The sequence below is a fragment of the Paenibacillus sp. MER 99-2 genome (assembly GCF_023714095.1).
Taxonomy (GTDB): domain Bacteria; phylum Bacillota; class Bacilli; order Paenibacillales; family Paenibacillaceae; genus Paenibacillus.
Window position 1 is genome coordinate 186,059 of the sequence record NZ_JAMAUZ010000008.1, and the last position, 16,781, is coordinate 202,839.

Annotated in this window: 21 protein-coding genes; 20 read left to right on the plus strand and 1 reads right to left on the minus strand. The window is 40.4% G+C overall.

Annotation, left to right across the window (positions count from 1 at the left end; genetic code table 11):
• Positions 1-264: 264 nt before the first annotated feature.
• Both M3636_RS24590 and M3636_RS24595 read left to right on the plus strand, forming a co-directional pair.
• On the plus strand, positions 265-1,557 hold the full coding sequence (locus M3636_RS24590; RefSeq protein ID WP_251384311.1) for an MFS transporter: 1,293 nt from the start codon (positions 265-267) through the stop codon (positions 1,555-1,557).
• 162 nt (positions 1,558-1,719) lie between these two features.
• Positions 1,720-2,346: an ArsR/SmtB family transcription factor gene (locus M3636_RS24595; RefSeq protein ID WP_251384312.1), complete on the plus strand. Its 627-nt coding sequence runs from the start codon at positions 1,720-1,722 to the stop codon at positions 2,344-2,346.
• A gap of 227 nt (positions 2,347-2,573) precedes the next feature.
• Here M3636_RS24595 and M3636_RS24600 read toward each other — a convergent pair whose 3' ends face one another.
• Complete coding sequence (locus tag M3636_RS24600) at positions 2,574-3,140, minus strand: TraR/DksA C4-type zinc finger protein (protein WP_251384313.1); 567 nt, start codon at positions 3,138-3,140, stop codon at positions 2,574-2,576.
• A gap of 206 nt (positions 3,141-3,346) precedes the next feature.
• Here M3636_RS24600 and M3636_RS24605 point away from each other — a divergent pair, with 206 nt between their 5' ends.
• The 18 genes from M3636_RS24605 to M3636_RS24690 all read left to right on the plus strand — a co-directional run bounded on the left by M3636_RS24605 (position 3,347) and on the right by M3636_RS24690 (position 16,511).
• Positions 3,347-3,724 (plus strand): DivIVA domain-containing protein, encoded by a 378-nt coding sequence (locus M3636_RS24605; protein WP_251384314.1) that lies wholly within the window; start codon positions 3,347-3,349, stop codon positions 3,722-3,724.
• A gap of 314 nt (positions 3,725-4,038) precedes the next feature.
• Positions 4,039-4,473 carry an Rrf2 family transcriptional regulator gene (locus M3636_RS24610; protein ID WP_145408769.1) on the plus strand — a complete coding sequence of 145 codons (435 nt, stop codon included), beginning with the start codon at positions 4,039-4,041 and terminating at the stop codon, positions 4,471-4,473.
• Positions 4,474-4,519: 46 nt separating this feature from the next.
• Entirely contained in the window at positions 4,520-5,017 is a 498-nt protein-coding gene (locus M3636_RS24615; protein WP_251384315.1) for a metallophosphoesterase family protein, read from the plus strand.
• Between the two features lie 303 nt (positions 5,018-5,320).
• A complete protein-coding gene (locus M3636_RS24620) occupies positions 5,321-6,235 on the plus strand; it encodes a sugar phosphate isomerase/epimerase family protein (RefSeq protein WP_251384316.1) in 915 nt (304 codons plus the stop codon).
• Positions 6,232-7,404, plus strand: coding sequence for a Gfo/Idh/MocA family protein (locus M3636_RS24625; protein WP_251384318.1), 1,173 nt, complete (start codon positions 6,232-6,234; stop codon positions 7,402-7,404). Before M3636_RS24620 ends, M3636_RS24625 begins: the two co-directional genes overlap by 4 nt.
• A 72-nt stretch (positions 7,405-7,476) precedes the next feature.
• A complete protein-coding gene (locus M3636_RS24630; protein WP_285859220.1) occupies positions 7,477-8,559 on the plus strand; it encodes a Gfo/Idh/MocA family protein in 1,083 nt (360 codons plus the stop codon).
• Positions 8,560-8,787: 228 nt separating this feature from the next.
• Positions 8,788-9,420: a DUF4407 domain-containing protein gene (locus M3636_RS24635; protein WP_251384320.1), complete on the plus strand. Its 633-nt coding sequence runs from the start codon at positions 8,788-8,790 to the stop codon at positions 9,418-9,420.
• A 198-nt stretch (positions 9,421-9,618) separates the two neighbouring features.
• The gene (locus M3636_RS24640) at positions 9,619-10,149 is read left to right on the plus strand and encodes a hypothetical protein (protein WP_251384321.1); all 531 of its coding nucleotides are present in this window, start codon (positions 9,619-9,621) and stop codon (positions 10,147-10,149) included.
• Between the two features lie 129 nt (positions 10,150-10,278).
• A complete protein-coding gene (locus tag M3636_RS24645; RefSeq protein ID WP_251384322.1) occupies positions 10,279-11,112 on the plus strand; it encodes a metallophosphoesterase family protein in 834 nt (277 codons plus the stop codon).
• 228 nt (positions 11,113-11,340) lie between these two features.
• Complete coding sequence (locus M3636_RS24650) at positions 11,341-11,514, plus strand: DUF2281 domain-containing protein (protein ID WP_251384323.1); 174 nt, start codon at positions 11,341-11,343, stop codon at positions 11,512-11,514.
• Entirely contained in the window at positions 11,511-11,771 is a 261-nt protein-coding gene (locus M3636_RS24655; protein ID WP_251384324.1) for a type II toxin-antitoxin system death-on-curing family toxin, read from the plus strand. The genes M3636_RS24650 and M3636_RS24655 overlap by 4 nt, the downstream gene beginning before the upstream one ends.
• A 321-nt stretch (positions 11,772-12,092) precedes the next feature.
• Positions 12,093-12,599, plus strand: a complete 507-nt coding sequence (locus M3636_RS24660; RefSeq protein ID WP_251384325.1) for a hypothetical protein — start codon at positions 12,093-12,095, stop codon at positions 12,597-12,599.
• Positions 12,600-12,775: 176 nt separating this feature from the next.
• Positions 12,776-13,192: a DUF7674 family protein gene (locus M3636_RS24665; RefSeq protein ID WP_251384326.1), complete on the plus strand. Its 417-nt coding sequence runs from the start codon at positions 12,776-12,778 to the stop codon at positions 13,190-13,192.
• A 185-nt stretch (positions 13,193-13,377) separates the two neighbouring features.
• Positions 13,378-13,956, plus strand: coding sequence for an ATP-binding protein (locus tag M3636_RS24670; protein WP_251384327.1), 579 nt, complete (start codon positions 13,378-13,380; stop codon positions 13,954-13,956).
• A 294-nt stretch (positions 13,957-14,250) separates the two neighbouring features.
• Positions 14,251-14,634, plus strand: coding sequence for a hypothetical protein (locus M3636_RS24675; protein ID WP_251384328.1), 384 nt, complete (start codon positions 14,251-14,253; stop codon positions 14,632-14,634).
• Positions 14,635-14,723: 89 nt separating this feature from the next.
• Entirely contained in the window at positions 14,724-15,107 is a 384-nt protein-coding gene (locus M3636_RS24680) for a group-specific protein (RefSeq protein ID WP_128101512.1), read from the plus strand.
• A 196-nt stretch (positions 15,108-15,303) separates the two neighbouring features.
• A complete protein-coding gene (locus M3636_RS24685) occupies positions 15,304-15,861 on the plus strand; it encodes an SMI1/KNR4 family protein (RefSeq protein WP_251384329.1) in 558 nt (185 codons plus the stop codon).
• A gap of 203 nt (positions 15,862-16,064) precedes the next feature.
• Positions 16,065-16,511: a maleylpyruvate isomerase N-terminal domain-containing protein gene (locus M3636_RS24690; RefSeq protein WP_251384330.1), complete on the plus strand. Its 447-nt coding sequence runs from the start codon at positions 16,065-16,067 to the stop codon at positions 16,509-16,511.
• Positions 16,512-16,781: the final 270 nt, after the last annotated feature.

Consider the following 16,781-nt stretch of genomic DNA (forward strand, 5'->3'; position numbering starts at 1 on the left):
ACCTTTGCGCACATGATCTTGGCGCTACCATCACCATATAGCTCTATAAAGACTCCATCCTTCGGATGAGGGTCTTTTTTAATGTGTATTAACGTCTAGTTACAGAGAGGTGGTAAGGAGGTAGTGTTTTTGGGGAAAGCGTGTAAACAAACATTCTAAAAAGCAACGATAAAAATATTTTCACGAAGGGGTTGTTTTTCGTTAAAGATTCGTTAAAATAATATTAACATTAAAAATATTTTAACGTTGAGGGGCGGACTTACAATGAGTGAAGGTACATTGATACGCAAGCAGGGAATAGGAGAATTGTTACGTATTAGGCCGTATGTGCAGTTCATGCTGGGCAAGGTGATTGCAAGGTTTGGTGATTCGATTGATTCAATCGCTTATAGTTGGATGGTGTATATGTTAACGGGTTCGAAGCTACTCATGGGCACACTGCTCGCGGTTAATTTCTTACCTAATATTGTGCTGGGGCTGTTTGCTGGAGCGCTGGTTGACCGAATGTCGCCCAAAAAAGTGATTGTACTTACCAATGTGGGGCGGGGATTACTCGTTGGTATTACAGCGTTGTTATTCGGTTTGGGACAATTGCAAGTATGGCATCTATTCGTTGTGACAATTCTGATCTCACTTCTAGAGTGCTTCACTTCGCCTGCAGAGGTATCCAGTGTACCAAGACTATTACCCCAATCCATGTTGCTATCTGGTAATGCGATGTCTTCTTCAGCATCAAGGGTAGCGGAGCTTGCAGGACTTGCGGTGGCCGGGGCGCTCATTGCAACAGCAGGAATTGCATGGACTATTTTTATCGATGCGGTATTGTTCGCCTTAAGCGCAATATGTATGAGCCGTGTTGTGTATCCAACCAGCAATACATCATCTACCCAAGATAATATAGCTATACATGATGATTCGGTGAATCCATCTGTTAAGGCCACAAGTATATTTGCTGAAATGATGGAAGCCTTTCATTTTGTTCGTAAACATGTTCTTCTACTCATCGTCTCCATTTTGTTTGCCTTCGTAAATTTCTGTCTTATGCCCTTCAATGTTCTACGAACGCCGTATGTCATGGAGACACTTCAGGCAGGAGCGGGTGGATTGAGTCTGCTTAGTGGACTGATGGTAGCGGGAATGGTGCTTAGTGGAGTGTGGATGTCACATGCAGGAGCGAATTATCGTAAAAGTATGCTGGTCGTTAGTGGCATTGTCATGCTGGGTCTCAGTTATGCATTAACTGCAATTCCTGCCTACATGTCGGACTTTCAACTGCCCGCCGCCGCCGCTTGCTGTTTACTGATGGGATTCGGGATTCCACTCGCGACTACGCCCCTTGCCTCTTATCTGATGGAGGTTACCCCTTCTGAGATGCTCGGCAGAGTATCTGCTCTTCAAAGTATGTTATGTCTCAGTGTAGTTCCACTTGGCAGTTTGGCTGCAGGCGCGTTGGCAGAGTGGATTGCATTGCCTGTGCTGTTTATCGTATTTGGGTTGCTGCTCGCGATGTCCGTTATTATGATCCTATTCAGCAAAAGTTTTCGGCAGATGACGTGAAAGAACGACATCGATTCCCAAAGTCTATGTTGTGAAAGTTCGTATTCGTCTACTTAGCAATACTAATGAATGTTCGATCCTTTTATATTCCGGAGCATTTTGACCAAAGTCCTGTTGGAACGGTATAATGTAGAGATAAGCCCGGAAATGAGGATATAAGGGATGCAGCACATCGTACTATCAACAATTGAAGAGATTAAAGTATATTCCGATCCGTATCGTATACAGATCATGAACACATTTCGTAAACAGGGGAGACCCTCTACCGTAAAAGAAATAGCTGATTTGATGGGAGAAGTACCTGCCAAGGTACACTATCATGTGAAGAAGCTGGAGAAGATCGGATTGCTTACCCTCGTCTCCACACGCGAAATTAATGGCATCATTGCTAAATACTACGACCCTTTTGAAGGCGAGATTCATCTTCGTCATGAAGGTGAGGAGGATTCACCACTCAAGCAGGTTTTTCAATCGGAAACGCTGAAATTATTAAATGAAATGTATGAGCAGAGTCGTGAGAGGTTCATGAAACAGGCCAGTCAAGGGGATCGGATGTTTATCTCTGATATGACCTTATATGCAACGAATGAAGAAGCAGAGCAGCTCTTTAAGGAGATTACGAAGTTATGCGAGCCTTATTTTACAGATAACAAGAAACAAGTTGGTCAAGAAGAATTTCGTTTATTCTCTAGCCTGTCGAAACAAATGGAGGATAAGCTGGATTCAGAGACTGAAGTGAAATCACCTAAGAGAAAGAAGTCCAATTCTAATTCTAAACCGAAGCGATGATTTGGTTCAGCCTTAGAGGGAGCGGAATGATCTAAGCCTACCGACTAACTTATTCTAACGTTATTTTAAGATAAGCGGGGGATATATTGACACAAGTGATGTGAACGTAGAAAAAAGCCGCCATTGGCGGCTTTTTCATGCGTGTTCAGAACGACACTGAACGTTAGGAATTGATTGCTGATCAACAGACCGGTTAATCAATTTATCTCGTTCATTGGAGTTGAGAACTACATGTTCTCGTCATAATCTCTCACTTCGCGTTTGGCTGCTGTTGCCGGGGAGTTGGACGTACCATACTCGCTGACCGCTTCCCAAGCGTCCGCATGATCGAATTTACCTGCGTTGCGCTGTCTGACCTCACCAGCGCCAGTTGGAGGCATGGTCATCACTTCTTCCTCGACAGGGCGGTCGTTGCGTAGATCACGCTGCGGGGTATCGTCAATACAATAAGCGGTGTATGGGATGGCCTCCAGTCGTTCAAACGGAATATCCTTACCACAGGTGATACAGGTTCCGTAAGAACCATCTTCCATTCGTTCCAACGCCTCGCTCACCTGATCGAATTCATCCTTCAAGGTGTCGTCTACGGCGAGATCCCGGCTACGCTCAAACGTTTCTGTACCTGCATCTGCTGGATGATTATCGTATGATGACAGCTCACCGGTTGAATCTTTGAGAGATTCTGCTGGAGCTCCATCTTCCATGCTGGATTCGAAATGACGCTGTAAATTTTCACGTTGCTCTATAAGAGCATCTTTTAATTGGTGAAGTTGATCTTTCGTTAGTGTACTCATATCGACTTGCTCCTTTCCCGTAATGGGTGTGTAGTCAGTCCTTACCCGATTTTAACGAGAAGCAATCATGTTTCGCTTGAAATAGAGGATGCGCTGGTTTCATATCTGAACGATAATGTGTTATAAAAAATAGAGAGAGAAATGCCGCAGACCCATAAAAATAATATGGAAGTTGCTGCGCATTTGATATAATGGAGGTTGTCATTATGGATGAACATATGAAACGAAGATTGGATAAACAAAGACAATTGTTCAAGCAACTTGGCGTGCAGCTCGATGCATTGTCAATTCATGAGAAACAATTTAACTATAAACTTCGCGGATATGACCCTGACGAGGTAGATGCTTACCTTGACTTGGTTATTAAGGATTATGAGCGGTTTTATGCCAACATAGCGGATTTGATGGATAAATGGCAGGAGCAGCAGATTGTCATCCGGGATCTGAAGTCGACAGCCAAGCCCATAGATGATCCTACCAAGATTGACCGTAAACAACTGGATGATATCGTGAAGCAACTTGAATATAGTGTTCGGCAACTCAAAATCAGGGCACGTCCTGAACAGAACCTTTTTCCCGAATAACTAAACAGCAAGCTGAACTTCTAAATTGTTGTGAATTGAATGAGCATCTGAAACTAAATGTGTGGAAATGTTAATAATAAAAGTGCGTGTTCAAAAAGGACGGTTTTCAGTACCAAGAAGATGGGATGAAGCTAGAAATGGAGTAGCGGAGCGTAGGATAAACTACGTGAGCAACTACATGTTTCCTACAGAAACAAGCTTCGTAAGCATCCAACTTAGTTCGGCTGAGTTCCATATTTGACGCTGAGATGCCAACAGGCATCCTTCGTAATCAAAAGCGTTTTTTTTGAACAACCTCTAAAAGGTGGTTAATCATGAGTACTCATTTTTCGGTCAGTGTGCATTGCTTGTTACTATTGTCCCTGGATGCCCCTGAACGAATCACTTCTGCAGAGATTGCAGGTAGTATTAATACGAACCCTGTCGTTGTTAGACGGATTCTAGGTGGGCTGAAAAAGGCAGGTCTTGTTGATTCTTCCCCAGGTACCAGAGGATTCTATCTAGCGAAACCTTCCAGCGAAATTACGCTAGCCATGATCTACGACGCTGCGAAGGATGAAGGGCCTCTGTTTCCGATTCACGGCAATTGCAACCCAGATTGTAATGTGGGTGTACGGATCGACGGTTTGCTTAACAATCTATATAAGGTAGCAGAAGAGAAGGTGCATCAGTTTTTTGCATCGATTACTCTAGAAGATATGGAACGCTCTTGTTTAGACATGGACGAGGTGTCGACGCCCGCGCAGTGATGGAAGAACCCATTCGAGGTACAGAGATAGGAAGGTGTGCTGTAACATGAAAATTATCGTGATCTCGGATACGCATTTACCCCGAAAAGCACGTGAATTGCCTGAGCCGCTTGTACAAGAGCTGTCCGATGCTGATCTTATTTTGCATGCAGGTGATTGGTCTGACTGGAATGTGTACAAGCTGCTGAGCACCTATGCGCCAGTAGCTGGCGTGACAGGCAATACGGACCCGGCAGAAATTGCGGATAAGCTGGGTTTTTCTCGTATTGTCGAAGCAGATGGACTTCGGATTGGGCTGGTGCACGGTCATCAGGGCTCGAAATCGACAGAACAAAATGCCATTCAGACCTTTGCGGGACAGCAAGTAGACGCCATTGTATACGGACACTCACATATTCCGGTTATGCATACGGTTGATGACGTGTTAGTATTCAATCCCGGCTCTCCGACGGATCGACGTTTTCAGAAACAGTATTCGTTCGGCATCATGAAAACACATCTTGGCAAGCTACAGGCAGAGCATGTGTTTTTTGATCGGAAGTAAGAGGGCTGTGAGATTAGCTAGTTTATATTCTAATGCTATTCATTTTGTGATTAGACCAAGTGCCGATATTCTCTTGAGCAGAGAGTATTGGCACTTTTTTTGTTTTTTATAATGTGATCTTACATGAGAAACCCACGCTTACTTCTTTCTTGATGACAAAGTGTTATCTCTGAATGGGGAAAATGGTCTAACTGTTATCTCTCATTCATCTGTTAACGAAAAGCCCTGTTGACTCAGTTCCGGGAGTGATACAATGCGCTTACAACCATAAAATGAATACGTTTACATAAGGAGCTGATGGTTTTGAAATGGTCAGTATTTACGGTGGCAACTCCTGATCTCAATGCGGAAGAGTTAGCAGCAGCAGTAGCTTCAGCCGGAATAAATGGGATTGAATGGAGATTTCGCGGAATACCGGAAGATGCTATGCAGGAAGAGCCGTCCTATTGGCGGAACAATCGGTGCTCCATAGATCCCGCCTCATGGGAGGAACAAACTCCGATATTCCGTGAAGCAGCACACAAGCATGGAAGAAAATCCATTGCGCTTGTACCTTATCTGAGCTGTGGTGACTTGCCAGCAACCGAACAGGCATTTCAGGCTGCTCATTCGCTCGGTGCATCCATGATGCGTGTCGGTGTGCCGGGATATAATCGCACCACAAGTTATCCTGAGTTATATCGGGAGGCCGTGCGTTATCTGAGTGAAGTTCAGGAGATGGCTAAGCAATACAAGGTGAAGGCCTTAGTAGAGACACACCATCAGACGATTGCACCAAGTGCTTCTTTGGCCTATCGACTGGTTCAATCATTGGATGCAGAGCATGTGGGTGTGTTATATGATCCGGGCAACCTGGTGCATGAGGGGTACGAAAATCATCGGATGGGTCTAGAGTTACTAGGTCCTTATCTCGCACATGTGCATGTTAAAAATGCAGGATGGTTTCAGGAGGAGGCTGTTGCGACGTTTTCGTCTGAACGACGGGGTGAAGATCAGAGATCCTCATTAACAACGAAATGGAATTGTCCATGGCTTTCTTTGACAGAAGGTGTGGTGGATTGGGTACAGGTTGTAAGGGATTTACGAGCGGTTGGATACGATGGTTATTACGGTATTGAGGATTTCAGTGGTGCTTTTAGCTCCGCTAAGATGTTACAGCATTTTACAGATGTTTTTCAGGCTATTAAGGAACAACTTGAGGAGGAGGTCAGCGTATGAGTGTAGTTCGGGTAGCAGTCATTGGAATCGGAAACATGGGAGCAGCACATGCCAGAACGTTAATCGCTGGAGAGGTGCCCGGTGCAGAACTTGTAGCGGTGTGTGATGTGAGACAGGAGATGGCCAAGTGGGTATCGGATAACTTTCCTGCATCCGTTGTGTATTGGCAGGATGCAGAGCAGATGATGGGTTCAGGCACCATTGATGCAGTAATTATCGCAACACCTCACTACGACCATCCGGAGCAGGCCATCCAGGCATTTCGTCATGGCTTACATGTCATGATTGAGAAGCCAGCAGGTGTGTATACGAAGCAGGTACGGGAGATGAATGAGGCAGCCAGTGCCAGCGGAAAATGCTTCTCCATTATGTACAACCAACGGACCAATCCGTTATATATCAAGCTTAGAGATCTCATCGCTTCAGGCGAACTGGGCGAGATCAGACGGACGAACTGGATCATTACGAATTGGTATCGATCTCAGAGCTACTACGACTCTGGTGGCTGGCGTGCGACTTGGGCGGGCGAAGGTGGGGGGGTTCTGATTAATCAAGACCCTCACCAATTGGATCTGTGGCAATGGACGATCGGGATGATGCCTGTTCGTATGCGGGCGTTCTGTTCTTTTGGGAAATACCGGAATATTGAAGTCGAAGATGATGTGACCGCATATGTGGAATATGCTAACGGCGCAACTGGGGTTTTTGTAACTACAACAGGCGAAGCACCGGGTACGAATCGATTCGAAGTGAATGGTGATCGTGGGAAAATCGTAATTGAGGATGGAAAATTAACGTTCTGGCGTCTGCGTGAATCCGAGCCTGAGTTTAATCAACGTTTCACCGGTGGTTTTGGACAGCCGGAATGTTGGAAATGTGATGTTCCGATTACCGGGGTCGAATCAGGTCACCCAGGATTAATTCGGAACTGGGTCGATGCAATCCGGACAGGTGTACCTCTCATCGCTCCAGGTGAAGAGGGCATTCACGGACTTACACTGTCTAATGCGATGCTACTCTCGACATGGACGGATCACTGGGTTGATTTGCCGATGGATGAAGAGCTGTTCTACGAACATTTACAAGAGCGGATCTCACAATCCGTCATGAAGAAGGATCCGGGTTATAGCAAGAATCAACCAGCAGACCTGACACAAACGTTTAAGTGAAATGGGATAGAAGCTAATTAACTATATTCAAAATAAAAGCGGAAAGAAGGGAATCACGTGGCAAAAGACGGAATGTTCTATGCACCCAAAAGTGTAAAAAAAGAGGTCGTATGTGGCGAAGGCGAGTTCACCATTGCTGCTGTAGCGTTGGATCATGGACATATCTACGGTATGGTTGGTGGATTAGTTGAGGCGGGAGCGACTCTTAAATGGGTATATGACCCGGATCCGCTCAAGGTTGAGGCATTTCGTAAACAGTTTCCCCAGGCTCAGATAGCGCAATCTGAAGAGCAAGTGTTCGCTGATGATGAAGTCAAGCTGGTAGCTAGTGCGGCAATTACTTCCGAACGTGCACCACTCGGTATGAGAGTTTTGGCGTCAGGCAAAGATTATTTTACGGATAAGGCACCATTTACAACATTGGATCAACTGGCTCGTGCGCGTGAAGAGGTCAAGCGTACCGGGAAGAAATACATGGTCTATTATAGTGAGCGTCTGCATGTGGAGAGTGCGATCTATGCTGGTCAATTAATTGATGAAGGTGCGATTGGAAAAGTGGTTCAGGTCATGGGCACCGGGCCACATCGATTAAATGCGCCAGCTCGGCCAGACTGGTTCTTCCGTCATGAACAGTATGGTGGTATCCTCTGCGACATCGGTAGCCATCAGATCGAACAATTCCTGACGTTTGCCTCCTGTACAGATGCAGAAGTGGCATTCAGCCGGGTGCATAATTTCAACCATCCGCAATACCCTGAGTTGGAGGATTTCGGAGAAGCGTCTCTGATTGGTAACAATGGAGCGTCAGGCTACTTCCGCGTAGACTGGTTTACACCAGATGGACTCAGCACCTGGGGCGATGGTCGTACCGTAATCCTCGGGACAGATGGTTACATTGAATTGCGGAAATATATTGATGTAGGTCGTGAATCTCAAGGGGATCAAGTTTATCTAGTCAATCACGAAGGTGAGTACCATTATAGTGTGAAAGGGCAGGTGGGGTATCCCTTCTTCGGCGATCTGATTCGCGATTGCTTGGCTCGGACAGAGAATGCGATGACCCAAGAGCATGCCTTTAAGGCAGCTGAGATCTGCCTGATTGCCCAGCACAAAGCGATGAGTGAACGAGTCATCTGGAGCGGTGGAGCGAAATAGAAGCTATTGTTCGTTTGAATAAGATAGTTAGATTAATATGTTGGCAAAATCGAGGGGCAGCCGGATGTAAAGGCTGCTCTTTGATATGTGATTGTAACTTGCAAATGGAACAATATGGTTTAAACTAGATTTAGTCGGAAATAGTTCAGAAATTTGTAGTATGTACGAAGTTCGTAAATTTGAAGTTAGATGAAAGTCAGGTAATGATAATTATATTGGGAGAGTACAATGAAGAATTTTCTAGAAAATCTAAAAGAAAAAATAACGAGAAAAATTAAAAAATTTAGCAATAAAGCTATTGAATCTTTTATAGGTCTACATGAACGGATGTATGCAAAATCTTCGACAGTTATAGGTACAAATATTAAACAATTTAGAAAGGAATCTTATGTTAAGCAAAATGATGTATTTGTTTTCGAACATGAGGTTTACCTTAATAAAATTAGACAGTTTTATTTTGAAAATGCTGAAGATTTAATCCGAAACATGAATTTGAACTATTTAGAGCAACTTTTATTAAGACGAAAGGAAATTAAAAACCAGAGCAATTATCTAGCTAATGTAGGTATTGCTGTTGCAACTGGTATACTTACCGGGCTCTTTGTTAATAACATAAGCAAATTTGGTTTATTGATTAGTAGTGTTAACGATAATCTATTTGTAGCTCTTTTCCGAGGTACTCTCGTTTTTTCAATAAGCTTATTGATTTCTTTTCTTCCCATAGTATTACTCATCGTCTTTAAGAAATTTATATCTATACAAGATCCATTAATTCAATATACGGAAGAAGTAGAGATAGAAGTTATTGAATTGATCATTAGAGATAAATTAAAGTTGCAGGATATATCGAAGAAGGCCTGACCTTCAACTAACAATGTATCTACGCAGCGGGCTTTGCCCTTGGTTCGCAAGAAGTGATAAGCGGAGTGGTTGAATCAGCTCACAACCCTGCGAGGCTAAGTCCGTTGGACCCGGCGCGTTGCGCCTTAAGCCTCTCGGGTTCGTAGATACAAGAACGTTAGGTGAAATTCCGAGGCGAAATTGAAAGGAAGGTAAGTGATGTTTGATGGAGATCAGTTCAATGAATTTGAGACTGCAAAAAATTATCAAGAAGCCTTTCTGTCGATGAGAAGAGAGTGGGACAAAGGGAAGCGTAATTTGAGTATATGCTTGAATTTAGGTTTTTTATCCTGGTATTTGAGTGTCGAATCTGGCAATACGTTTGTTACTGAGGGGCTTAATGAAAACGATTATGAGATGATTGAAGTGACATTAAACGAAGTTACAGAGAAAGGGATACATAATTTCTCTACAGAAACGCAGTTTTTATTGATTTTCGGTTATATGATTACGTTGTTTCCTCAACATTTTGGAGACTATGAGCATTGGGAAAGCATAGGGAAAAACATGCTGTCAAAAGCATACGAGTTGGAACCAAGTGATCCAATAATTGAAATGGTTTTTCTTGCGGATAGTATGAAAAGTGAAGGTTATAAAAATGCTTGTTTAAGAGCAAAAGAACATATTAAAGACAGATTTAAGAATAAAGGATTAATGGATAAATATTTTCAAGACGTATTTGATAGGTAATTCAGAGGAACATCACTTAACAATATATTCACGCTGCGGACATACGTCCTTGGTCCGGCATTCGCCGGACACCCAGCATGGGCTGGTTCGTGAATACAGGAACGTTAGGTGAAATATGACTAGAACGAGGTGAAGACAATAATTCAATTTGATCTCATATCTGATATTCATTTAGATTTTTGGGTGGAATATTCAAGCAATCATAAAAAGCAAAATCAAAGATTAGATAAGTTTGTGCAAATAATTCTTCCTGAAGAGCCTGCAGAAGTTTTGGCAATAGCTGGTGATCTAGGTCACTATAACAAACAAAATTTCATATTTCTCGAAAAACTCAGGAAACATTATAAGTATATTCTGCTGGTAGCAGGTAATCACGACTACTATTTAGTTACTAAATCAATAAAAAATAAATACAAACGTAACTCAATACATAGATTTGAAGAAATGAAAATAATGGCAGAAAACATACCTGGAGTATTATTTTTAGATGGAAATACAATTGAAATTGGTGGAACTAATTTTGGTGGTGCTGGAATGTGGTATGACTTTCAATATGGAATATATCAACTAAACATAGAAGTAAATAAAATCTATGACAGTTGGAAGTCGATATCAAATGATTCTGTTTTAATAGAGGGATTACCGCGATTGGTGGAAGCAATGTATGTGCAAGAGTTAACAAAACTCAAGAAGATACTTGATACTTCAGATGTGGTGGTTACTCATATCTCACCCGATTGGACTAAGGTTCCATTAGATAAAATAAATGATATTAGCAACAGCTTTTATTATTTTAACGGTAGGGAGTTATTATATAATCTAAATAGAAAGATCTGGTGTTTTGGTCATATTCATAGAAGAGAAGATTACATAAATGAAGGATGTAGACTCATAAATGCCTCTTTGGGGTATCCGGATGAGAATGATGGTATACCGAAGAAGATTATGAAGGTAACTCATTGAAGAGTAATACAATCACCTAACATAATATTCAAGCTGCGACTCCTTTGGAGCCTGGGTCTGCTGGAAGGATTTCGAAAAGGCATTTCAGCAGACACCCCCCTTGGGGTTCGTGAATACAGGAACGTTAGATGAGATAGCCGCAAAACCAAACAAACATTGGAAATGGATGTTAAGTCCACTCAAACTTTAGTGTATAATAAAAACAAAGAAGTGTAGGAGGTATGCAGAGTGAGTATTGAAGAGAAACTTATTCAAGACTTTTTGACATTGCCTGGTGACAAGAAAATTGAAGTGATTGATTTTGTTGAATTTCTAAAGAATCGTAATAATAAGCAAATGGATTCGCTCATGGACGATATTATAAACGAGAATATTGAGGCACTTAGGGAATTATCGAAATGAAGTATCTTAGTCTGGAACAGATTCTTCAATTCCATACTAAGATTATTAAGTCAACAGGCGGCTCCGATGGAGTTAGAGATCTTGGGCTAATTGAAAGTGCTCTTAAGAAAGCGGAAGCAACTTTTGATGGACAGGAACTTTACGAAGGAAATATAAAGAAAATATCTGTTACTACATTTGCTCCAATAAAGGATCATGGATTTATTGACGGGAACAAACGTATAGGGGTAGCAACTATGCTGCTTTTATACGTTTAAATGAGATTTCTGTAAAGTACGAGCAAGAAGAATTAGTTGAATTGGGATTCAAGACCGCAGAAGGTGAATTCATAGAAGAGAACATACAAAAGTGGATAGAAGTGCATCAAGTGTAAATTGGCTTGATGTTCTTTTTTTGTAAGAACAACTGAAGGTATTTCAAAGTAGACGTCTACACCATCTAACATTATATTCAAGCAACGGTTCCTTCCGGAGCCCTGGTCTGCGGGAAGGATTTCGAAGAGGCACTTCAGCAGGCAACCCCTTCGGGGTTCATGAATACAGGAACGTTATACGTAATTACTGTAAAAGGAGCAAGTCATGAGGATCTTAAAAGAACGTTTAAAAACACAATCATCAAAGAAACAATATAGATGTTTTCTTGAAATCGTTCTAGAAATGACTTCTCGATTTACCATTTCGGTAAGTGAATCTGTACAAACAATCGTACATAACGGATACTTCCGTGAAAGATTTGCTGAGGACGAAATTTATTATCATGACGTACCTGAAGTATGGGCTAAGACTTATTACTGGGGTCATAGTAATTTTTGGTGGAAACAAGGTGAAGAAAGAAAACGATATAAACTACCACCATTAAAACCTGCTAGAAAAAATAAATTAGAACGATACATGTATATAAAAGTACAAGAAAAAGGACAAAACCGTTTTTTTGCTTCTGAACGAACAATTAATGAATTGATTAAAGGAGAGCTGGTGGGTAACTCGTATAAAAAACTTTGGGAGATCCATGCGATAAATTACAATGAGGCTCTAAAAAAATATTATAACCATATGGGATGGGAACCTTACATAGAACAACAATGAAAGTAATTCAGGAAGAGCGGTAACTACGTATAACATAATATTGACGCTGCGGGCATACGCCCTAGGTCAGGCATTCGGCGGACACCCAGCATATGCTGGGTCGTGAAAACGGGAACGTTAGATGAAATCACCGTGAACAGGATTCAAGACTCTACAAATGAAAGATAAATCTCAAAATGATTGATAAAGAACAAGTCATGGACATGCTATTAAACGCATGTCCATCTTATAATAAGAGATATGAAAAATATGTAAAAGAAAACTATACAACAGATGAAGATAAACTTATCTATTTAGACATAAGTGACTTTCTCGAACATGTAATTGAATGCTATCAGAATAAACAGACCAATGAATTTGATAAAGTATTTGAGGCCATAGAAGAATTGCATATCAATGGGAATTCGTTTGTTAAAGAGTTAGCAACAATTGGGGGATTAGAAACTCTTCAGAACAAATTAGAACATAAGAATGTAGAGTATGGTGAATTTGAAAAGTATTTAAGATCTGAATCTAAAATCTGGTGGAATAATTTAATTGATTTTTGGAACGGGAAGACAGAATACGTTGGAGGTCCCATTAAAGAACAATAAAGAATTTTGAATGTAATTCAAGAAGTCGGTGTCATCATCTAACATAATATTCACGCTGCGGGTATACGTCCTGGTTCTGCATTCGCCGGATACTCGACATGCGTCGAGTTGTGAATACAGAAACGTTATAGGAAATCAGCGTTAGAGCATAAAGACGAAAATTCTTTAGTAAGCAGGTGAAGACTTTGAACATTGATTTTATTATTCTCCACGGTTCGCCTGGGAATGGAAAGACAACATTGTCCCAGAGATTACATGAATACTTTAGGACTCCATATTTTGAATTTGGTTGGATTCCAGAATTTCGCGCTCTAGCACCTTCAGTTCAGATCACTCAAAAAGAAGAAGAACAATTAGCATTTGAAAATTTGATGTTGGTCGTAAAAAACTATAATCGTCATGGGTTTAAGCATATTATTATTACAGATCTTAATGATATTAGAATGTTGGATATTCCTAAAGAATTTGAAGGGTATAACTATACTATTTTGACACTTTGTAGTGATCAAGATGAAGTGATTAAATATAGAATTCTAAATAGAGATAACGGGAATAGTTACACTGATTGGGAAACTTCTATAAAAATGAACTCCCTCATTAGGGGAAGGAACAAACTCCCGAATGAATATCGAATAATAAATTCAAGTAGTGATGTAGAAACTACATTTCAAGAAATATTGAAAGTGTTGGAAAAGCATGTGCCATCAAGAACTAATAAAATTGATGTGAGAGAAGATGATTTTTATAGTTATACTACCACTTGAATGAATCTGTAGGTGAATCAATCAATTATAGAAGCGTCACAAAGACATGTAAATTATTCAACACTAGGTAGAGGACATCGTTCAGGTCTTCAAAGCATAATAAATGAAATGAAATCTTAGAGCATGTAGCAGTTACAAAGAAGTCGTTGACATCCTATAACAATATATTCACGCAGTGGACATTCGTCCTTTGTTCGGCATTCGACGGACACCCGACATGTGTCGGGTCGTGAATACAGGAACGTTATGTGAAATACCTAAATTCAGAAACATAAATTGAGGGATAAAAAACCGATGACCTCGGATGATTTTGAATACTACACAGATAAAGATTTTGAATGGACTGGGGTTTTGAACCTATACCTCGGTTCAGAATTTCCAAATAAGAAAGGCACTACTTTTAGAATAGATGTATTAATTGCAGAGAACATTGAAGAGCCAGAATTGTCTATTTTGAAATCGTTTGGACAGTCATGGACATGGGGGGAAGATCGTCGAATAAAAGCCTTTGAACTGCTCGAATTTCAATACATAGATAAAAGGCTTATTTTTGATTTTAGAACGATGAGAAAGAGCCGCAAATATGATGAGATTAAATACTTTTTGTTTGATTTAGGGGCAGGAATTGAAATTGAAGGAAACAAAATCAAAGAAATTCAAGTAAGAGAACTGAAGTAATTTTATTAAGGAAGGGTACATCACATAAAAACCGCAAACAAATAAATAAAAATGATAATTGAAATTTAGAGAACAATGTGGAGGCGAATATGAAATTTTATATAGCTTCAAGTTTTAGTAATACTACAGCTGTCCGAACTGTTGCAAATCAATTGAAATTAAATGGATTTATCCAAACCTATGACTGGATAGAAAACCAAAATGTTAATTCACTAAAAGATCTACGAGAGATTGGTTACCTAGAGAAGAATGCAATTTTGAATTCAGACATTTTTATTATAATGTTGCCAGCTGGTAAAGGTGCCCATATTGAACTCGGGATAGCACTTGGGGCAATGAAAGAGATTTATTTATATTCTGAAACCAACGAGATGAATGAAATTGAGACTACAAGTACCTTTTATCAGCTGGACGAAGTAAAAAGGATTATTGGAACAATGGATGAACTCATTAAAACAATAAATTTAGAATAAATACTGAATATTAAAGAAATTAAGGGGATTTATAAGTAATTCGAGAAGGCGCTAAAACCCATAACATAATATTCAAGCAGCGGCTTCTATGGAGCCTTGGTCTGCTGGATGCATTTCAAAGAGGAATTTCAGCAGACAACCCCGTTGGGGTTCATGAATACAGGAACGTTAGATGAAATGCTTTAAGGAGATAAAAATGAATATTAAAAATATAGTTGAAAGACTTAAAAAACATAATATATTACTCGATTCCGGATTATCTCAATACGAAATTGCAAAGATCGAAAACACGTTCAATATACAATTTCCACCAGATCTGAGTGAACTGCTTCGAAGTGTTCTTCCTATAAGTAAAGGGTTCATTAATTGGAGAGATAGCACAGAGGGAAATGTTAATTCAATATTCGATAGATTAAATTGGCCATTGGAAGGTATGCTGTTTGATATAGAACATAATTCATTCTGGTATGATGGCTGGGGTGTTAGACCCATCGATTTAAATGAAGCAAAAGAATTATGTAAATTTAAATACCTTGAAGTTCCAACACTCATACCGATTTACTCACACAGATATGTTCCAGCTAATCCACTTGAATGCGGAAATCCAATCTTCTCAGTGCACCAAACAGACATAATATATTATGGTGAGAACATAGAGGAATATTTCAAGGTAGAGTTTAAAGATAAATCATATAACAAAATGAATTATGAAAAGATCAAATATATAACGTTCTGGTCTGAAATAGTGACATGATTCGAATAAGAGAGCACATCGTTTAACAAAGTATCTACGTAGCGGGATTCGCTCTTGGTTTGCAAGAAGCGGTAAGCAAAGAAGTTGATTCAGCGAACAAGCCTGTGAATCCAACCGATCCTAGCGAATCTTAAGCCTCTCGGTTTCGAATTCCAAACGTTACAGGAAATCATGTGAAGTTAATTTAGGAGGGGTTAAAGAAAATGAACAAGAAACTATTAGACCAATTTGAAAATTTTAATGAATTTGTAAAAGTAATTGATGATCGGAGTTGGCAAAAGCCGATCGCCCCTGGAAAGTGGACGGTGAAGGAAGTCGTGGCTCACCTTTGGAATTGGGATACATTTACTTTAAATACGATGCTCCCACACATAAAAGATCAAGCGATGCTGCCAGAGTTCGTCGATCATGATACTCATAATTTAAAAGCAATAGAGAAGGCTAAGGAATTTACAGACAGAGAAAGTATGATTAAAACCTTTATTGAAACTCGAACTCATTTAGTAAACCAATTCCGTAAGGTAGATCATTCAGAAATTCGATTTTTTATAGGAGATGATAAACGACCTTATACATATCAAAGATACCTAAAAATATTCATAAATCATGATGAACACCATAAGAAACAAATAGAAAGCGTACTAGGGTGATTAATAGATGTCATGGATATCCTATAACATAGTACTCAAGTTGCGAATCCTAACGGAGTCTTGGTCTGCGGGAAGGATTTCGGAGCGGAATTTTAGCAGACAGCCCCTTATGGAAATGGATATTAAGTCCACTAAAGCTTTAGTGGACCTATGTCAAGAAAGTAGACACTTACGCGACGGATTTGTCCGTAAATTTCTTCGCAAAACGAGCAGGGGAAAGATAACCTAGCGCACCATGCATTCGCTTGCGGTTGTAATAGAACTCAATGT

Bases quoted from the DNA above. Each gene is read 5' to 3' on its own strand.
- M3636_RS24595 (WP_251384312.1), top strand. From the start codon at position 1,720: ATGCAGCACATCGTACTATCAACAATTGAAGAGATTAAAGTATATTCC.
- M3636_RS24655 (WP_251384324.1), top strand. From the start codon at position 11,511: ATGAAGTATCTTAGTCTGGAACAGATTCTTCAATTCCATACTAAGATT.
- M3636_RS24635 (WP_251384320.1), top strand. From the start codon at position 8,788: ATGAAGAATTTTCTAGAAAATCTAAAAGAAAAAATAACGAGAAAAATT.
- M3636_RS24690 (WP_251384330.1), top strand. From the start codon at position 16,065: ATGAACAAGAAACTATTAGACCAATTTGAAAATTTTAATGAATTTGTA.
- M3636_RS24680 (WP_128101512.1), top strand. From the start codon at position 14,724: ATGAAATTTTATATAGCTTCAAGTTTTAGTAATACTACAGCTGTCCGA.
- M3636_RS24590 (WP_251384311.1), top strand. From the start codon at position 265: ATGAGTGAAGGTACATTGATACGCAAGCAGGGAATAGGAGAATTGTTA.
- M3636_RS24610 (WP_145408769.1), top strand. From the start codon at position 4,039: ATGAGTACTCATTTTTCGGTCAGTGTGCATTGCTTGTTACTATTGTCC.
- M3636_RS24640 (WP_251384321.1), top strand. From the start codon at position 9,619: ATGTTTGATGGAGATCAGTTCAATGAATTTGAGACTGCAAAAAATTAT.
- M3636_RS24675 (WP_251384328.1), top strand. From the start codon at position 14,251: ATGACCTCGGATGATTTTGAATACTACACAGATAAAGATTTTGAATGG.
- M3636_RS24615 (WP_251384315.1), top strand. From the start codon at position 4,520: ATGAAAATTATCGTGATCTCGGATACGCATTTACCCCGAAAAGCACGT.
- M3636_RS24685 (WP_251384329.1), top strand. From the start codon at position 15,304: ATGAATATTAAAAATATAGTTGAAAGACTTAAAAAACATAATATATTA.
- M3636_RS24660 (WP_251384325.1), top strand. From the start codon at position 12,093: ATGAGGATCTTAAAAGAACGTTTAAAAACACAATCATCAAAGAAACAA.
- M3636_RS24625 (WP_251384318.1), top strand. From the start codon at position 6,232: ATGAGTGTAGTTCGGGTAGCAGTCATTGGAATCGGAAACATGGGAGCA.
- M3636_RS24605 (WP_251384314.1), top strand. From the start codon at position 3,347: ATGGATGAACATATGAAACGAAGATTGGATAAACAAAGACAATTGTTC.
- M3636_RS24600 (WP_251384313.1), bottom strand. From the start codon at position 3,140: ATGAGTACACTAACGAAAGATCAACTTCACCAATTAAAAGATGCTCTT.
- M3636_RS24630 (WP_285859220.1), top strand. From the start codon at position 7,477: ATGTTCTATGCACCCAAAAGTGTAAAAAAAGAGGTCGTATGTGGCGAA.
- M3636_RS24665 (WP_251384326.1), top strand. From the start codon at position 12,776: ATGATTGATAAAGAACAAGTCATGGACATGCTATTAAACGCATGTCCA.